Annotated in this window: 15 protein-coding genes; 3 read left to right on the top strand and 12 right to left on the bottom strand. The window is 43.0% G+C overall.

Features of this window, described 5'->3' with window-relative positions; all coding sequences use genetic code 11:
- Positions 1 to 34: 34 nt before the first annotated feature.
- The 7 genes from AC6ER8_RS01765 to AC6ER8_RS01735 form a co-directional block, all read right to left on the bottom strand.
- A complete protein-coding gene (locus tag AC6ER8_RS01765) occupies positions 35 to 256 on the bottom strand; it encodes a hypothetical protein (protein ID WP_497078845.1) in 222 nt (73 codons plus the stop codon).
- A gap of 5 nt (positions 257 to 261) precedes the next feature.
- A complete protein-coding gene (locus AC6ER8_RS01760; RefSeq protein WP_497078843.1) occupies positions 262 to 561 on the bottom strand; it encodes a hypothetical protein in 300 nt (99 codons plus the stop codon).
- Positions 562 to 694: 133 nt separating this feature from the next.
- Positions 695 to 859: a hypothetical protein gene (locus AC6ER8_RS01755; RefSeq protein WP_497078841.1), complete on the bottom strand. Its 165-nt coding sequence runs from the start codon at positions 857 to 859 to the stop codon at positions 695 to 697.
- Positions 860 to 910: 51 nt separating this feature from the next.
- Positions 911 to 1084 (bottom strand): hypothetical protein, encoded by a 174-nt coding sequence (locus tag AC6ER8_RS01750; RefSeq protein WP_497078839.1) that lies wholly within the window; start codon positions 1082 to 1084, stop codon positions 911 to 913.
- 495 nt (positions 1085 to 1579) lie between these two features.
- On the bottom strand, positions 1580 to 1765 hold the full coding sequence (locus tag AC6ER8_RS01745; RefSeq protein ID WP_497078837.1) for a hypothetical protein: 186 nt from the start codon (positions 1763 to 1765) through the stop codon (positions 1580 to 1582).
- Between the two features lie 221 nt (positions 1766 to 1986).
- On the bottom strand, positions 1987 to 2109 hold the full coding sequence (locus AC6ER8_RS01740) for a hypothetical protein (protein ID WP_497078836.1): 123 nt from the start codon (positions 2107 to 2109) through the stop codon (positions 1987 to 1989).
- Between the two features lie 33 nt (positions 2110 to 2142).
- Positions 2143 to 2376 (bottom strand): hypothetical protein, encoded by a 234-nt coding sequence (locus AC6ER8_RS01735; RefSeq protein WP_497078834.1) that lies wholly within the window; start codon positions 2374 to 2376, stop codon positions 2143 to 2145.
- Positions 2377 to 2450: 74 nt separating this feature from the next.
- On the opposite strand from AC6ER8_RS01735, the gene AC6ER8_RS01730 reads away from it, so the two are divergent.
- Both AC6ER8_RS01730 and AC6ER8_RS01725 read left to right on the top strand, forming a co-directional pair.
- Positions 2451 to 3014, top strand: coding sequence for a hypothetical protein (locus AC6ER8_RS01730; protein ID WP_497078832.1), 564 nt, complete (start codon positions 2451 to 2453; stop codon positions 3012 to 3014).
- Positions 3015 to 7214: 4200 nt separating this feature from the next.
- On the top strand, positions 7215 to 7538 hold the full coding sequence (locus AC6ER8_RS01725) for a hypothetical protein (RefSeq protein WP_497078830.1): 324 nt from the start codon (positions 7215 to 7217) through the stop codon (positions 7536 to 7538).
- Positions 7539 to 7745: 207 nt separating this feature from the next.
- Here AC6ER8_RS01725 and AC6ER8_RS01720 read toward each other — a convergent pair whose 3' ends face one another.
- The 3 genes from AC6ER8_RS01720 to AC6ER8_RS01710 form a co-directional block, all read right to left on the bottom strand.
- Positions 7746 to 7901, bottom strand: a complete 156-nt coding sequence (locus AC6ER8_RS01720) for a hypothetical protein (RefSeq protein WP_497078828.1) — start codon at positions 7899 to 7901, stop codon at positions 7746 to 7748.
- Between the two features lie 1338 nt (positions 7902 to 9239).
- Positions 9240 to 10412: a DUF6990 domain-containing protein gene (locus AC6ER8_RS01715; RefSeq protein WP_497078826.1), complete on the bottom strand. Its 1173-nt coding sequence runs from the start codon at positions 10410 to 10412 to the stop codon at positions 9240 to 9242.
- Between the two features lie 21 nt (positions 10413 to 10433).
- Positions 10434 to 10802 (bottom strand): hypothetical protein, encoded by a 369-nt coding sequence (locus tag AC6ER8_RS01710; RefSeq protein WP_497078824.1) that lies wholly within the window; start codon positions 10800 to 10802, stop codon positions 10434 to 10436.
- Between the two features lie 1035 nt (positions 10803 to 11837).
- Between AC6ER8_RS01710 and AC6ER8_RS01705 the strand changes: the two genes are divergently transcribed.
- Entirely contained in the window at positions 11838 to 12155 is a 318-nt protein-coding gene (locus AC6ER8_RS01705; protein ID WP_497078823.1) for a hypothetical protein, read from the top strand.
- A gap of 330 nt (positions 12156 to 12485) precedes the next feature.
- Here the strand turns inward: AC6ER8_RS01705 and AC6ER8_RS01700 are convergent, their stop codons facing one another.
- Positions 12486 to 13058, bottom strand: a complete 573-nt coding sequence (locus AC6ER8_RS01700) for a hypothetical protein (protein ID WP_497078821.1) — start codon at positions 13056 to 13058, stop codon at positions 12486 to 12488.
- A gap of 394 nt (positions 13059 to 13452) precedes the next feature.
- The gene (locus AC6ER8_RS01695; RefSeq protein ID WP_497078819.1) at positions 13453 to 13653 is read right to left on the bottom strand and encodes a hypothetical protein; all 201 of its coding nucleotides are present in this window, start codon (positions 13651 to 13653) and stop codon (positions 13453 to 13455) included.
- Positions 13654 to 14040: the final 387 nt, after the last annotated feature.

Below are 14040 nucleotides of genomic sequence, written 5' to 3'. Positions count from 1 at the left end.
TGCAACAAAGCCCCCCTCTTTTCAAGATTCAAATCTATTCAAGATCCACGGGGAGGCCCCCCACACGAACACGCGCGCGCCCCCCAAGACAATCCAAGACACCCCAAGCACCCCAAACAACACAACCGTACCCTCCACAGTACACATCCCCCCACGCAACCACACACATGCCATACTGCGCACTCCACCACCCCTCCACACACACGCCACAAAACACCAAACGACCACGTGCCCCCGCAAGCCCCCGCATCAACACCGCTCTTACCCCTTCAAAACGCAAAATGCCAAACCTTCCATACCAGCTCCAAACCGCATCAGCCCGCCGTTCCCTTTACACACAAACCGCAACACGAGCCCCGCATACCCCACAGCTCCCCGCGCTCTCCATACCCAACACCATGCGCGCTCTGCACACGATGCAACAAAAAGCGCTAGACAACTGTGCACGCTCCCCTCACGCGCCATGCCGCAGCGAAATCTCTCTTCTTTATCCAAGGAACAGACAACATTTTCAGCAGGAAATTTTTTAAAAACCAAACCCATCGTTACCTGGAATGCCATTTTCAAAATATGAAAGCCCCTAATAATCCCACATCACACCAACACGCCTTACGATCCGCCCTCCAAGAAAAAACAGTAACCCAAGAAAACAGCCGCAATGCCTTCCTTCAAGCACCCAACAGAGACCTGCGCTTCAACCAAATGCCAACACGTCTTGAATACCCCGCACGCACCGCACACATGCCAAACCCACGCACCGCACACGACCCCGCTCCACACACACGCCACAAAACACCAAACGACCACGTGCCCCCGCAAGCCCCCGCATCAACACCGCTCTTACCCTTTCAAAACGCAAAATGCCAACCCTTTCATACCAGCTCCAAACCGCATCAGCCCGCCCTTCCCTTTACACACGAACCGCAATACGAGCCCCGCACAGCACACGCCAGCCCCATGCACTCCACCACCCCCTCCATACACACGCCACAAAGCACCAGAAGCCCAACATGCTCACATCACCCCCCCCTAAACCTCTTTCAAAACGCAAAATGCCAACCCTTCCATACCAGCTCCAAACCACATCATCCCGCCCTTCCCTTTACATACGAACCGCAATACGAGCCCCGCATACCCCACAGCTCCCCGCGCTCTCCATACCCAACACCACGCGGCGCTCCGCACACGGTGCAACAAAAAGCGCTAGACAACCGTGCACGCTCCCTCATGCGCCATGCCGCAGCGAAATCTCTCTTCTTTATCCAAGGAACAGACAACATTTTCAGCAGGAAATTTTTTTAAAAACCAAACCCATCGTTACCTGGAATGCCATTTTCAAAATATGAAAGCCCCTAATAATCCCACATCGCACCAACACGCTTTACGATCCGCCCTCCAAGAAAAAACAGTAACCCAAGAAAACAGCCGCAATGCCTTCCTTCAAGCCCCCAACAGAGACCTGCGCTTCAACCAAATGCCAACACGTCTTGAATACCCCGCACACGGCCCCGCTCCACACACACGCCACAAAACACCAAACGACCACGTGCCCCCACAAGCCCCCGCATCAACACCGCTCTTACCCTTTCAAAACGCAAAATGCCAACCCTTCCATACCAGCTCCAAACCGCATCATCCCGCCCTTCCCTTTACATACGAACCGCAATACGAGCCCCGCATACCCCACAGCTCCCCGCGCTCTCCATACCCAACACCATGCGCGCTCCGCACACGGTGCAACAAAAAGCGCTAGACAACCGTGCACGCTCCCTCATGCGCCATGCCACAGCGAAATCTCTCTTCTTTATCCAAGGAACAGACAACATTTTCAGCAGGAAATTTTTTTAAAAACCAAACCCATCGTTACCTGGAATGCCATTTTCAAAATATGAAAGCCCCTAATAATCCCACATCACACCAACACGCTTTACGATCCGCCCTCCAAGAAAAAACAGTAACCCAAGAAAACAGCCGCAATGCCTTCCTTCAAGCCCCCAACAGAGACCTGCGCTTCAACCAAATGCCAACACGTCTTGAATACCCCGCACGCACCGCACACATGCCAAACCCACGCTCCACACACGGTGCAACAAAACACCAGACGACCACCTGCCCCCACAAGCCCCCGCATCAACACCGCTCTTACCCTTTCAAAACGCAAAATGCCAACCCTTTCATACCAGCTCCAAACCGCATCAGCCCACCGTTCCCTTTACATACGAACCGCAATACGAGCCCCGCATACCCCACAGCTCCCCGCGCTCTCCATACCCAACACCATGCGCGCTCCGCACACGGTGCAACAAAAAGCGCTAGACAACCGTGCACGCTCCCCTCACGCGCCATGCCACAGCGAAATCTCTCTTCTTTATCCACATTTATCCAAAGAGCAGGCAACGTTTTTTTAAACGAAAATTTTAAACGAAAACGATCATTTTGAAGGAGATGTTATGAACCCTCAAGAGAAAAAACACACACACCTTATTGATGCACCAGAGAAAGGAAAGAATATGGGTCATCTAAAAACACAAGAAATCCCCTTTGAGACAAGTAATCCTTATTTTCAATCCAATCATCCAGAAAGCGCTAGCAACCCGCGTACGATAAAAGTCCTTGTTAATGCAAAAAACCACCCCATTGCGCTTTTATATGCAAAAGGACATATTAGTCTGGCCCAATATAAAGCGGCAGAACGTTTTTATTTTTACTGGCGTCACAGTCAGGCAGATCTCCACATGAGCCTTGACTACACTCGTGAAAAGGTTTCTTGTAGCCAAGGTGCCACCCACCCTATTGAACGTCAAATAGAAGCCTCCAATCATTTAAAAAACCTCAAAGGACAACTGGGTATTCTTGGCTATTCATTGCTTGAGCGGGTTATTGGCTATGGCCAAGCGATCAAAGAATTAAGTTCTTCAAAACGCAAACAAAACTCTCTTGCCGATCATTTACGCGATTGTTTAGACTTACTTGCCTTTCATTGGGGATATACAAACCGCAAACCTTGTGAATAATCCCCCTCCAGGGCAGCATAGGAATGTTGCCCACCCCTTTAAAAAAAACGCACACAAACACCCCACAAACACCGCACCCCAGCGGAGCGCGCCTTTCCAGTCTCCCAAGGACACAAGAGTGTAACCCCATCAAGCCACTCCCCCATTAAGCCACTCCCCCATCAAGCCACTCCCCCATTAAGCCACTCCCCCATTAAGCCACTCCCCCATTAAGCCACTCCCCCATTAAGCCACTCCCCCATTAAGCCACTCCCCCATTAAGCCACTCCCCCATTAAGCCACTCCCCCATTAAGCCACTCAAAGAAAATATATGAGCATCCCTCCAAAAACAAAAAAATAAAGACCCACGCCCCCCTCTTTACACACGGCACCATAAAAAGCGCTCCATAACCACGTCCCCCCTTTCAGTCTGCTGTTCTCCCCACGCATCTCGAGCCACGCCTCCCACACGAGCGCACAAACACCGCACTCCACAAAGCGCGCCTTTCCAAGCCCCACCTCCAGCCGACACCATCATGCATTTAACAAGCCCTAAAATGCTCAATAAACCCCAATGCCACAATAACCCCCAATGTTATGAAAAAACAAAGTCACAATAAAACAATGTTATAAAGCTTGGCATTTCTTAACGATTTATGAAAAACGATATCTTATCTTCTCTCATTTTGACCCACAAACGCATCCCGCTTGTGACGTGCAAACAAATGATTTTGATAAATACAGTATAAGCGAGATTTGAAATGCGAATATCTCACAGGGCTTAAGGCTTTCACTCGCGTTGAAAAATGATAAATTATCTTTATAAATCAATAAGACAAAAATATTGACGCAAAATTCATAAAACCCTGCGCTTCATAAAACCCCGCACTTTACTTGCGTTTTAAAGGTACGCCTTTTAAAAAAGACAACGCCCCTTATCTACCTTACCAATCTATAATCATCAGGTGCTTTATTTATTGATTATTTTAAGTAACGATGCGCATCATCATCTCTCTTATACATCATCATATCTGCAAACACTGAATTGACATTGAATTTCACAATAAACATTCCATAAAAAACGCTTCTTTAAGCTTTCGTACACAAAAAGCTTTCGTACACAAAGAACAAAGTTTTCTTTTTTGTAATAATTGTTTTTTGATATTGTTCTCTTTTCAATTCTCTGTTAGTCATAAAGTAACGGGTTTTAAGTATGAATTTATATATTGAAGACGATTTTTTTTAATTCATATTTTTGGGTATTTTTTACCACCCAATGTTGGAAATTCTCTTAAATTATTGCCTTCTGTTACCAACAGAGGGCTTTTTTTTAAAGGCTATATTGCCTTACCCCTTCTTTGTTCCATTTTTCCAAAAACATTCAATCAACAGAAGAAAAAAGAAGAAAGATAAAGAGGAAAAAAGACTCATCACTGTTCATATTCAAGTATTTTCTTCCCGCTTAAATTGCAATAAAGCAAAAATAGAGTCCCTTATCGCGCTTCCTGCTCTCAAAAAATAAAAATTGATACGCTTTATATTGATACGATTTATGATGCTATCTGATGAAGCATCATTTTTTCATATATAATATTTAACCAATTGAAATAAATGAAATATTAAGCCAATATCTTTGGCTAAAACAAAAAGCCAAAGGGGAGAAAAATGCCTTATAGATCTTGTATGATCAAAAAAATCACAAAAAAAACAAAAAAAAGGCACAAAAATATCTTAATTTTTGTAGACTCGTTAGTCTCCTTCACAATAAATGAATTAGCGAGTCTTTTTTATGAATATCTCAAGTATTGAGAAAACAAAGTGAGTAAAAGTGAGTATCTGTAACAAATGTAACAACCGATAAGAATAAAATAAAAAAATACATCTCTTGGACTTTCTCTATCGTTTATAGAATATGTCTTTCTTTGAGGATGCATGCAAATCTTCTCAAATAGCATGCACCCTTTCCCTTAAACCAGTCCATACCTCCCTTTCAAAAGAGAGAGGCATGGTTTTAAAACTCTAGAGGATGCACGCAAAGCTTTCAAATGCGCGCACCCTTCCCCTCGGGATAAAGGCCTGCCTTCATAAAGGCCTCTATCCAAAACTCTAGAGGATGCACGCGAAACCCCTCAAATGCGCGCACCCTTCCCCTCGGGATAAAGGCCTGCCTTCATAAAGGCCTCTATCCAAACTCTAGAGGATGCACGCGAAACCCCTCAAATGCGTGCACCCTTCCCCTCGGGATAAAGGCCTGCCTTCATAAAGGCCTCTATCCAATCTCTAGAGGATGCACGCAAAGCCCTCAAATGCGTGCACCCTTCCCCTCGGGATAAAGGCCTGCCTTCATAAAGGCCTCTATCCAAACTCTAGAGGATGCACGCAAAGCCCTCAAATGCGTGCACCCTTCCCCTCGGGATAAAGGCCTGCCTTCATAAAGGCCTCTATCCAAACTCTAGAGGATGCACGCGAAACCCCTCAAATGCGTGCACCCTTCCCCTCGGGATAAAGGCCTGCCTTCATAAAGGCCTCTATCCAAATCCTAGAGGATGCACGCGAAACCCTTCAAATGCGTGCACCCTTCCCCTCGGGATAAAGGCCTGCCCTCATAAAGGCCTCTATCCAAACTCTAGAGGATGCACGCGAAACCCCTCAAATGCGTGCACCCTTCCCCTCGGGATAAAGGCCTGCCTTCATAAAGGCCTCTATCCAAATCCTAGAGGATGCACGCGAAACCCTTCAAATGCGTGCACCCTTCCCCTCGGGATAAAGGCCTGCCCTCATAAAGGCCTCTATCCAAATCCTAGAGGATGCACGCGAAACCCTCAAATGCGTGCACCCTTCCCCTCGGGATAAAGGCCTGCCTTCATAAAGGCCTCTATCCAAACTCTAGAGGATGCACGCGAAACCCCTCAAATGCGTGCACCCTTCCCCTCGGGATAAAGGCCTGCCTTCATAAAGGCCTCTATCCAAATCCTAGAGGATGCACGCGAAACCCTTCAAATGCGTGCACCCTTCCCCTCGGGATAAAGGCCTGCCCTCATAAAGGCCTCTATCCAAACTCTAGAGGATGCACGCGAAACCCCTCAAATGCGTGCACCCTTCCCCTCGGGATAAAGGCCTGCCTTCATAAAGGCCTCTATCCAAATCCTAGAGGATGCACGCGAAACCCTTCAAATGCGTGCACCCTTCCCCTCGGGATAAAGGCCTGCCTTCATAAAGGCCTCTATCCAAACTCTAGAGGATGCACGCGAAACCCCTCAAATGCGTGCACCCTTCCCCTCGGGATAAAGGCCTGCCTTCATAAAGGCCTCTATCCAAATCCTAGAGGATGCACGCGAAACCCTTCAAATGCGTGCACCCTTCCCCTCGGGATAAAGGCCTGCCCTCATAAAGGCCTCTATCCAAATCCTAGAGGATGCACGCGAAACCCTCAAATGCGTGCACCCTTCCCCTCGGGATAAAGGCCTGCCTTCATAAAGGCCTCTATCCAAATCCTAGAGGATGCACGCGAAACCCTTCAAATGCGTGCACCCTTCCCCTCGGGATAAAGGCCTGCCCTCATAAAGGCCTCTATCCAAACTCTAGAGGATGCACGCAAAGCCCTCAAATGCGTGCACCCTTCCCCTCGGGATAAAGGCCTGCCTTCATAAAGGCCTCTATCCAAACTCTAGAGGATGCACGCAAAGCCCTCAAATGCGTGCACCCTTCCCCTCGGGATAAAGGCCTGCCTTCATAAAGGCCTCTATCCAAACTCTAGAGGATGCACGCAAAACCCTCAAATGCGTGCACCCTTCCCCTCAAGCGAGCCCATACCTCCCTTTCAAAAGAGAGGCATGGTTCAAACCCTAGAGGATGCACGCAAGCCCTCAATGCGTGCACCCTTCCCCTTACGGGTCTGACGTAACTCTCATCACTTTTTACTCTTAATGAACCCTCGTTTTTATAAATCTTTGGTTAATGGCATAAAAAATTCATGAGTATTTCTTTTGCCATTTATCTTACGCGATTCCACTTCCGGACAGAGTTTGTAAGCTTTTTACATATCCACAAAATAGAATCTCAAAGAATTGATTAAGGCAATTAAGTGTAAATTTTGTCAATTTGTAGGCAAACTTTATTCTTTTTTATGACTGTTGTATTTTTACTATAGTCATTTAAAGTGAATCTATATATGATACATATCGATATTTATTTAGGGAAATAAATATAGGAGAAGAACTATGAATATCAGATATTTTTTCATAGCGGGGGCAATTACAAGTGGTTTAGCGCTTGCAATTCAAAAGTCTGATCGTATAGTCAATCAACAGCCCTCTCCTATTGTTGCTCCTTATACTGTTGAAAAAACACCTTTACAGTTTTTCCAACAAGTAAGTAGCCCATTGGATACATTGAATATACAGAAAACAGCAAATAGAACTGCATCAGAACAAGCATCAATAGATGATATGTATGCAAAAGGTAAAAGTTTATTAAACGCTATTGCTAGTTTTTTAGGCTCACTGATGATGTATTTTCTGCAGATGGTTTCTTCCAGAGTATAAAATACAAAAAGTATTTGGAATGAAATTATATACATTTTCCATACAATAAAAAATTAAATAAAAAGGCCCTATGAATATAGGGCCTTTGTTTTATTTTAATTTGTATTGTGTTTTTACACACCCAAGAACAACACGTTCTTTAAACTTCCTTTAATCTTCCCCACTTCTTAAATGATAAAGACTCCCGATCTCAGGCTCTTTCAGCATTCATCCCCCTACAGCCCCCCTACAACCTTGATCAATAATGCGCCACAATTTTGCTCTTTTTTCAGCCAATTTTTCAGCCAATATTGTTGTTTTTAAGAAAATGCCGCCCCACTTCAATACTTCAATGAGCTTTATTTCCAAGCTGCAATCAGGCAAAAAGAGCCCCAAATAAGCCCCCTACAATACATAAAATGCCCCTATCACGATCTTCCATTTCCAACACCGTTTTAATGAACAAGGATCTGCAGCTTTGCTCTATGCAGCTTTTTCTTCGCTCTATTCAGCTTTTTCTTCTAGTTCTTCCTGTTCCCCTAGTTCTTCCAGAAAACCCCTTTTTATTTTCAAACAAATTTCTCTATAGACCACGCCATAGATTAATTTCGATTAATTTCTAAACCTTGACCAATAAAGTGCCTAAAAATACGAAGAAAGCACTCTAAAATTTTCATCCCCCTCCCCACACGACTCAAGGGATGATTATTGTGTCATAATGCAGCAAGACATTGATTTATATAGATATATCGAACGTTATCCAACTTGAATTGAGAGTCCTGAAGACCGTAAGATTTTCTCATATCCACTCTCTCTCATGGTAAATCAATCAGAATCATTTTCTTGCACACGACAAGCGGCATGAGTGTACGCATAAAAATGCGTATCTGGATAAAAAACGGTATAATAAGGTATAATAAAAAGGCTTTTTCATGAATCGTTGAGAAATGCCAAAGGGAGATTCCGTAATACTCAAAGACAAAAAATTATAAAGCTGATGCCGGCATGCTCCTGATCAAGCATAAAGATAATGGTGCTCAATGTTCTCCATCGAAAAGAGTTCTCCACCCAAAAGAACAAAATTTCTTAACCTATGGTCACTTCTGTAAAAAAATCTCGTTTTTCCTAAAGCATTTGTGCCTATGGCACGCTTTAATCACCACACCGTGATAATGTTTTCATGCGCTTTATGGACAAAGCAACCCTATAGACAAATCGTGCCCGCAAATATTCATCACACACTTTTATAAAAAAACACACTTTTACAAAAAGCATTAGAATGTATAAAATATCATCCCATTTAAACTATATGGTATTTTACCAAGTTCATCATGATGTATTAAGTATGTATTTTTTTATTCAGTAGAATAACGTCTCATCTCGAGAAGGCTTTTTTCACATCAACAAAGCGTTTCTTCTAAAAAAGAATAGACTAAACAAAAAGGAACAAACTAACCATCCCTTAACCTTATCTCCTTATTTTGAGATAACACATTATTTTCAGCTTATTTTTTTTAATAACATGCTGTTTTTCTTGATTTTTCAAGACCCTTATTATGTAGGCCCTTTATTATACTTGTATTGTGCATTATGCTTTTATGATGCTTTGGTGTAAAAGCTTCTCAATCATGAGACTTATGCTTTTTTTAACAAGCCTTACCTTCTTTTAACAACAATGCTTATTTTTTTAATAAGAGAGATTTTCTTCAACAAGTGCGTGAATTAATCAATTTTTATATCCATAAATGCAGGCTCACCATCTTTGATATAGGTAATATCAGGCGCATATTTTATCCCCTCTGCTTCTATGACGATTGGTTCATCACTGACAACATATCCTTGTTTTCTTAATTCTTGTTTTTTCTCCTCGACTATTTTTTTATGAAACGCTCGTTTTTTATGACATAAATTAAGATCTTTCACTCTAAAAAGTTGATAGCCATTCACTTCTATGGAAAAGATCTTTGCCACCTGTTCCAGCAGATCATAACTGAATTTTCCTGCCTTTTTCACCTCTTGAGCCATCACCATCGCGCGTTCCAAATGGACTTTTTCAATGGTTTCATCAAAGCCAAGCATCTTGCCTACCGAAAAACTTTCATCATAAGAAGCTAACGTCTCCACATCCCCCAGCAAGGCAAGAGCAGCAAGATGCAGCAGAGCATAAGGAGCTGCCTCAGCTTCACCCTCAGACCACACTAAAGAATCTTTTTCCCAAGGTGGAATGCTATATTGAGAACGAAACATTTCATGCAAACAATCACCTTCCATTGCCCATTTTAAAGTTTTGTCCAGTTCTTTCTTGAAACGCTGGGCACGCACTTTTTCTTCAAAAATTTCTAATCCATTGGGCACAAAATTCATAAATACCATTGGTAAAACACCAGAATTATGAGGATTAATCGTCCAACAAGCCGCGGCAAAAATACCACTCATCACGACAAGTCCACGATCAAAGGGGGAAAATTCTTCGATGTGTTTCTCGTTATAGAGAAACTGCACTTCGCGATCCGGCAAAAAGAGTATGGCCACATGATCCCCTTTTTGCATCAATTCCACGGACCACCCCAAGCTTTTTAACAGCGCTGTTGCACTTTCCATCGTAAGAATTTCATCATCATTAACCAAGGGTTCTTTCATCTCCGTACTACCTTTTTCCTTTTGTTGTAAACGCGTCTCGAGCACCTCAGCTTCATCTTTCCAAAACTGCTGCCTTGCCAGATCATTTTCGTAAAGCACTCGTTCCAGCGCACCTTTCACTTGGGAATTCATTTTCACTCGTTTAAAGACAGAGGCATAAAAAGCCAAAACCAGCATGATAATGATCAGGAAAACCGCAACCATTACCCAAAACTCGAGATCTAAGAAAAGTACGGCGATAGGATTGCTGTTCATTCTTCCCCCCTTACCTTTTTATTAAAGCCCATGCGACATAGCGTTTATGTACTCTCGCATACGGATTGCTTCTTCTAGTTTCTGAATATTTTGTTGCAATTCATTCGTCAGGTTACGACGCACTGGAAATATAAACGGAATAAAAAGAATGGCACCGACCATTATGATTAATGTTGTTCTAAACAGAACGAAATGCACGGCATATTGCCACCCTGTCAGCTGCCAATTTAAGACATCTGGTATTTCTAGAATCATTCTCCACATGATAATAAGAACAGCAAGAGCGAAAATAACGATATAATCCTTTGCTGAAAGCAACGCTTGCTGCAACGAAAAAGAATGTGCTGCTTGATGCGTTTCTTGCTCTGCTGCCCAATTTTGTTCCTTCATTTTTCCCCTCTTAACTCTTTGACAAAGCCCGCATACTAGAGAGCTTATAAGCTCTCATACAGAAATTACTTTTTCTCGTTTTTGAATCTTTTTTCAGTTTACGCCATAATGATAATGCGCGCCCCCCTCAATATCACCGGAATCCGGGATCAAGAAAAGTGCACAGACGGTTTATGGTTTTTGTCATTATAAAAATCATCATATTCTTTTTGTATCTGCCCCCTCTTGCCTTCCTCACACCTCAAACACAAAAGACTTTCAAACCGCGTTAATCTATTGACAATAGTCACAATTTCGCCTTTTTTTCAAGCAGATTTCTTGACATCCTCGCCTTCTATAGAATTTACTTCCAAGCTTCGAGCAACAAGGCGTCTTAAAATACGAAGGAAACACCCTAAAGATTCTGTCCTCATATCCCCACATTGAAGCGGTCTTGAAAGCGCGACAAGCGACGACTTCAAGAAGATAAAAACCTCAGAAGCCAAAGAGCTTCAAACAATCCCAAACGGCTCTCATTTACCTTCTTTACATTTCAAACGATAACATCCAGTCAAAAGATGAAATCAAACACCAAGTTCTTCCTCTAGGCTCTAGAGGCTCTCAATTCCACGCTCTAGATCTCACATGGCTTTAATCCATGACAGTCCACAATTTTGCTGTTTTACCCCCAAATGCTTACCTTTCTTCCCACCTTTGAGAACAATATTTTAGAGCAAACCATAAAGCTCCATAAAGCTCCCCCAACATCTCAGAGATAAAATGTTATAAAGAGCAATCCCCATAGATGCTTACTGCCCCCATAATGAACCATTCGTTCCTTGCTTATGACTTCTCACACACGGTATCTTGTTCTTTCACTAGGATTTTTAGTTCTTTTCTTAAACAGCAATATTTTCTTACCTGCTTAAAGACACCATAATAAAGTTCCAAAATCATCATGGGAACAACAGCAAACCACATCACCACGAAAACAAATATTAAGACAAGAAGCTCGTCCATTTTTATCTTCACGCCCTTTTTATAGCAATCTTTTTGGTGCGTGGTTATTGCACCCCGTTGCTGATTGATTTTGTTCAATTGGCGCGTATTTTTGACCAACAAATGCCAAAATATGATACAGAATATCACCATAATAGGGATCAAAACCAAAACACACACGGTAATAATTTTCCAGAACGCACATACGAAAGAGAAAAAAAAGGTATCCTGCCATCCTATCAACTTCCCTTTTTCCAAGGAGGAGAGAAAAAAATTCTGTTCCACAACTCAATAAAGAGTGAAAGAAAACAAATGACAAAATATTCTCGCACAGAAAAATACTCTTTTTCAAAAAAAGAGCGTAGTCCGTTATAAAATGTTGATTTTTTCCCCTTCATGGCTCTTGCCTACACAACAAGCGCCTTTCTTTTCTCATGCCCACTCTTTTTCAGCAGCACTCTTTTTCAGCAGCACAAAAAACGCAAGGCATACTCTTCCTTGGTATACTCTTTCTTGTGTTTTCGCGTAAACCACCCCGCTTTAAAAAAACACACTCTTACATGCCAAATGATAAGAGCACCCTCCTTATCACAAACGACCATAGGCTTCTTCCCTCTCTTTGCCGAACGCACCCCTTTGCGCATTCTTTGTCACGCAAGCTACAACACATGAGCTTTTTCCCCTCACGGCTTTTTCCCCTCACAATTACAACCCAAACGCTTTGTTCGCCTTTTGTCTCACATGTTTCAATTCTCGTTTTACGCGATAATACATTTTCACGCGCCTGAAAACAAAATAATAAAATTCTAAAATGAGCATAATAATCCCCGCTGTAAAAGACAGTGTCAATAAAACGATGAAGCAAAAGAAGGCTATAAAAAAAGGGCTTATTTGTTCTCTATCGTCCTTTGACCGATTATTTTGCCCCCCGTTATTTTCCCCCGTTATTTTCCCCCGTTGCCGTAGAATCTCATCCAACTGCTGAAGCTGTTTTTTCAACAAATGCGTTAAGATGAGATAAAGCCCCCCTAACACAGGCAATAAGGCCAACACACAAACCATGATGACTTCACGCAGTATAAAAAGTGCTAACAAAGTGCTATCTTGAGCTGCGGTCAACGGCCACTTGAATTTCAAGGGGATCAAAAGACTCTCATGACAAATTTCGATAAGAAGAGCGATAAGACCTATAATAATATGGTCTTTATAAGAAAGGAATGACTCTTCAAGAACAAAAGAGCACAGTTCTTGATCCCTCGTTGAATTTTTTCCCTTCATTGGTTCTGCCTTTTACGCAACTGTTTATTGCTCTTTTATGAGAACAGGCATAATCTTTAAAATACAATCCCTAAAATAAAACCCCTAGAATATTGTCATCAAAAAGAGCGCTCCATAAATACAATCATTATCCATATCCGTAATCCCCCTCCAAGCGCTGTTTTTAAAAAACACCTCTCAAAATACCCTAGCCTCTTTTGCAAAGTCGCACATAAAAAGGAATATCCCCCCACCTGATGAATAGTCAGCCCCCTCTATAAAATCTATCACGCTTACGGCTTTAATAATTTAATAAAATATGTCCGCCACCACCCTTCCATATGCCTCTGCGAACAAACTTACCCCGTAGACAAGCCCCCTTCCTCTGCGAACCAACCGCACCACCACGACAAACCTATCCACCACCACCACGCCCCCTCTCTGTACCACCATGGATAACCTCACCCCTAAAGACGAGCCTACACGGGGCTTCCTCTGCGGTAGCCTCACCACCACGAAGCTCCTTATCCGCCCCCCTATCCATATCCCATGCCTCCCTACCGGCATTGCCACAAACAGCCCTAGCTGCCTTTACGATAAACCTCACCACCACCACGAAAACAACCTTTTGGAAATATTCATGAAAAGATATCCTTTTCCCATTTGTTCTTTTCTCAAAAATTTCCCCCTAACCTCGCTTCATGGCAGGTAAGAAAGAAATTGATGCGCTCTAAAAAGATTTGCAATTAAAAAATCTTAAAAACACACTTATTCAAACGAATGATCTTGCGCCCACCTACAGCCAACCTCACCCCCGCGCTCCTATCACCCCAGCCGAATAAAGCTCGTTCTTTTTCTGCTGCTTTTTAATCAATATCCAAGCCCAACGCATCTATATATTTGAGATAAATAAGGTCTTCGTCCATAACACGCTGTATCCGTTTTTATCTTCCAGATATCTTCCAGACCGAAGCAAGCCTATTCGTGTCGTTCTGTTTGAACA

It is taken from the genome of Bartonella sp. SL320 (assembly GCF_059687635.1).
The sequence above is the reverse complement of the archived record's forward strand: the minus strand, read 5'-3'. Positions and strand labels throughout refer to the sequence as shown.

Excerpts from the sequence above, each read along its gene's own strand:
- AC6ER8_RS01760 (WP_497078843.1), bottom strand. The coding sequence starts at position 561 with ATGGCATTCCAGGTAACGATGGGTTTGGTTTTTAAAAAATTTCCTGCT.
- AC6ER8_RS01730 (WP_497078832.1), top strand. The coding sequence starts at position 2,451 with ATGAACCCTCAAGAGAAAAAACACACACACCTTATTGATGCACCAGAG.
- AC6ER8_RS01725 (WP_497078830.1), top strand. The coding sequence starts at position 7,215 with ATGAATATCAGATATTTTTTCATAGCGGGGGCAATTACAAGTGGTTTA.
- AC6ER8_RS01715 (WP_497078826.1), bottom strand. The coding sequence starts at position 10,412 with ATGAACAGCAATCCTATCGCCGTACTTTTCTTAGATCTCGAGTTTTGG.
- AC6ER8_RS01710 (WP_497078824.1), bottom strand. The coding sequence starts at position 10,802 with ATGAAGGAACAAAATTGGGCAGCAGAGCAAGAAACGCATCAAGCAGCA.
- AC6ER8_RS01700 (WP_497078821.1), bottom strand. The coding sequence starts at position 13,058 with ATGAAGGGAAAAAATTCAACGAGGGATCAAGAACTGTGCTCTTTTGTT.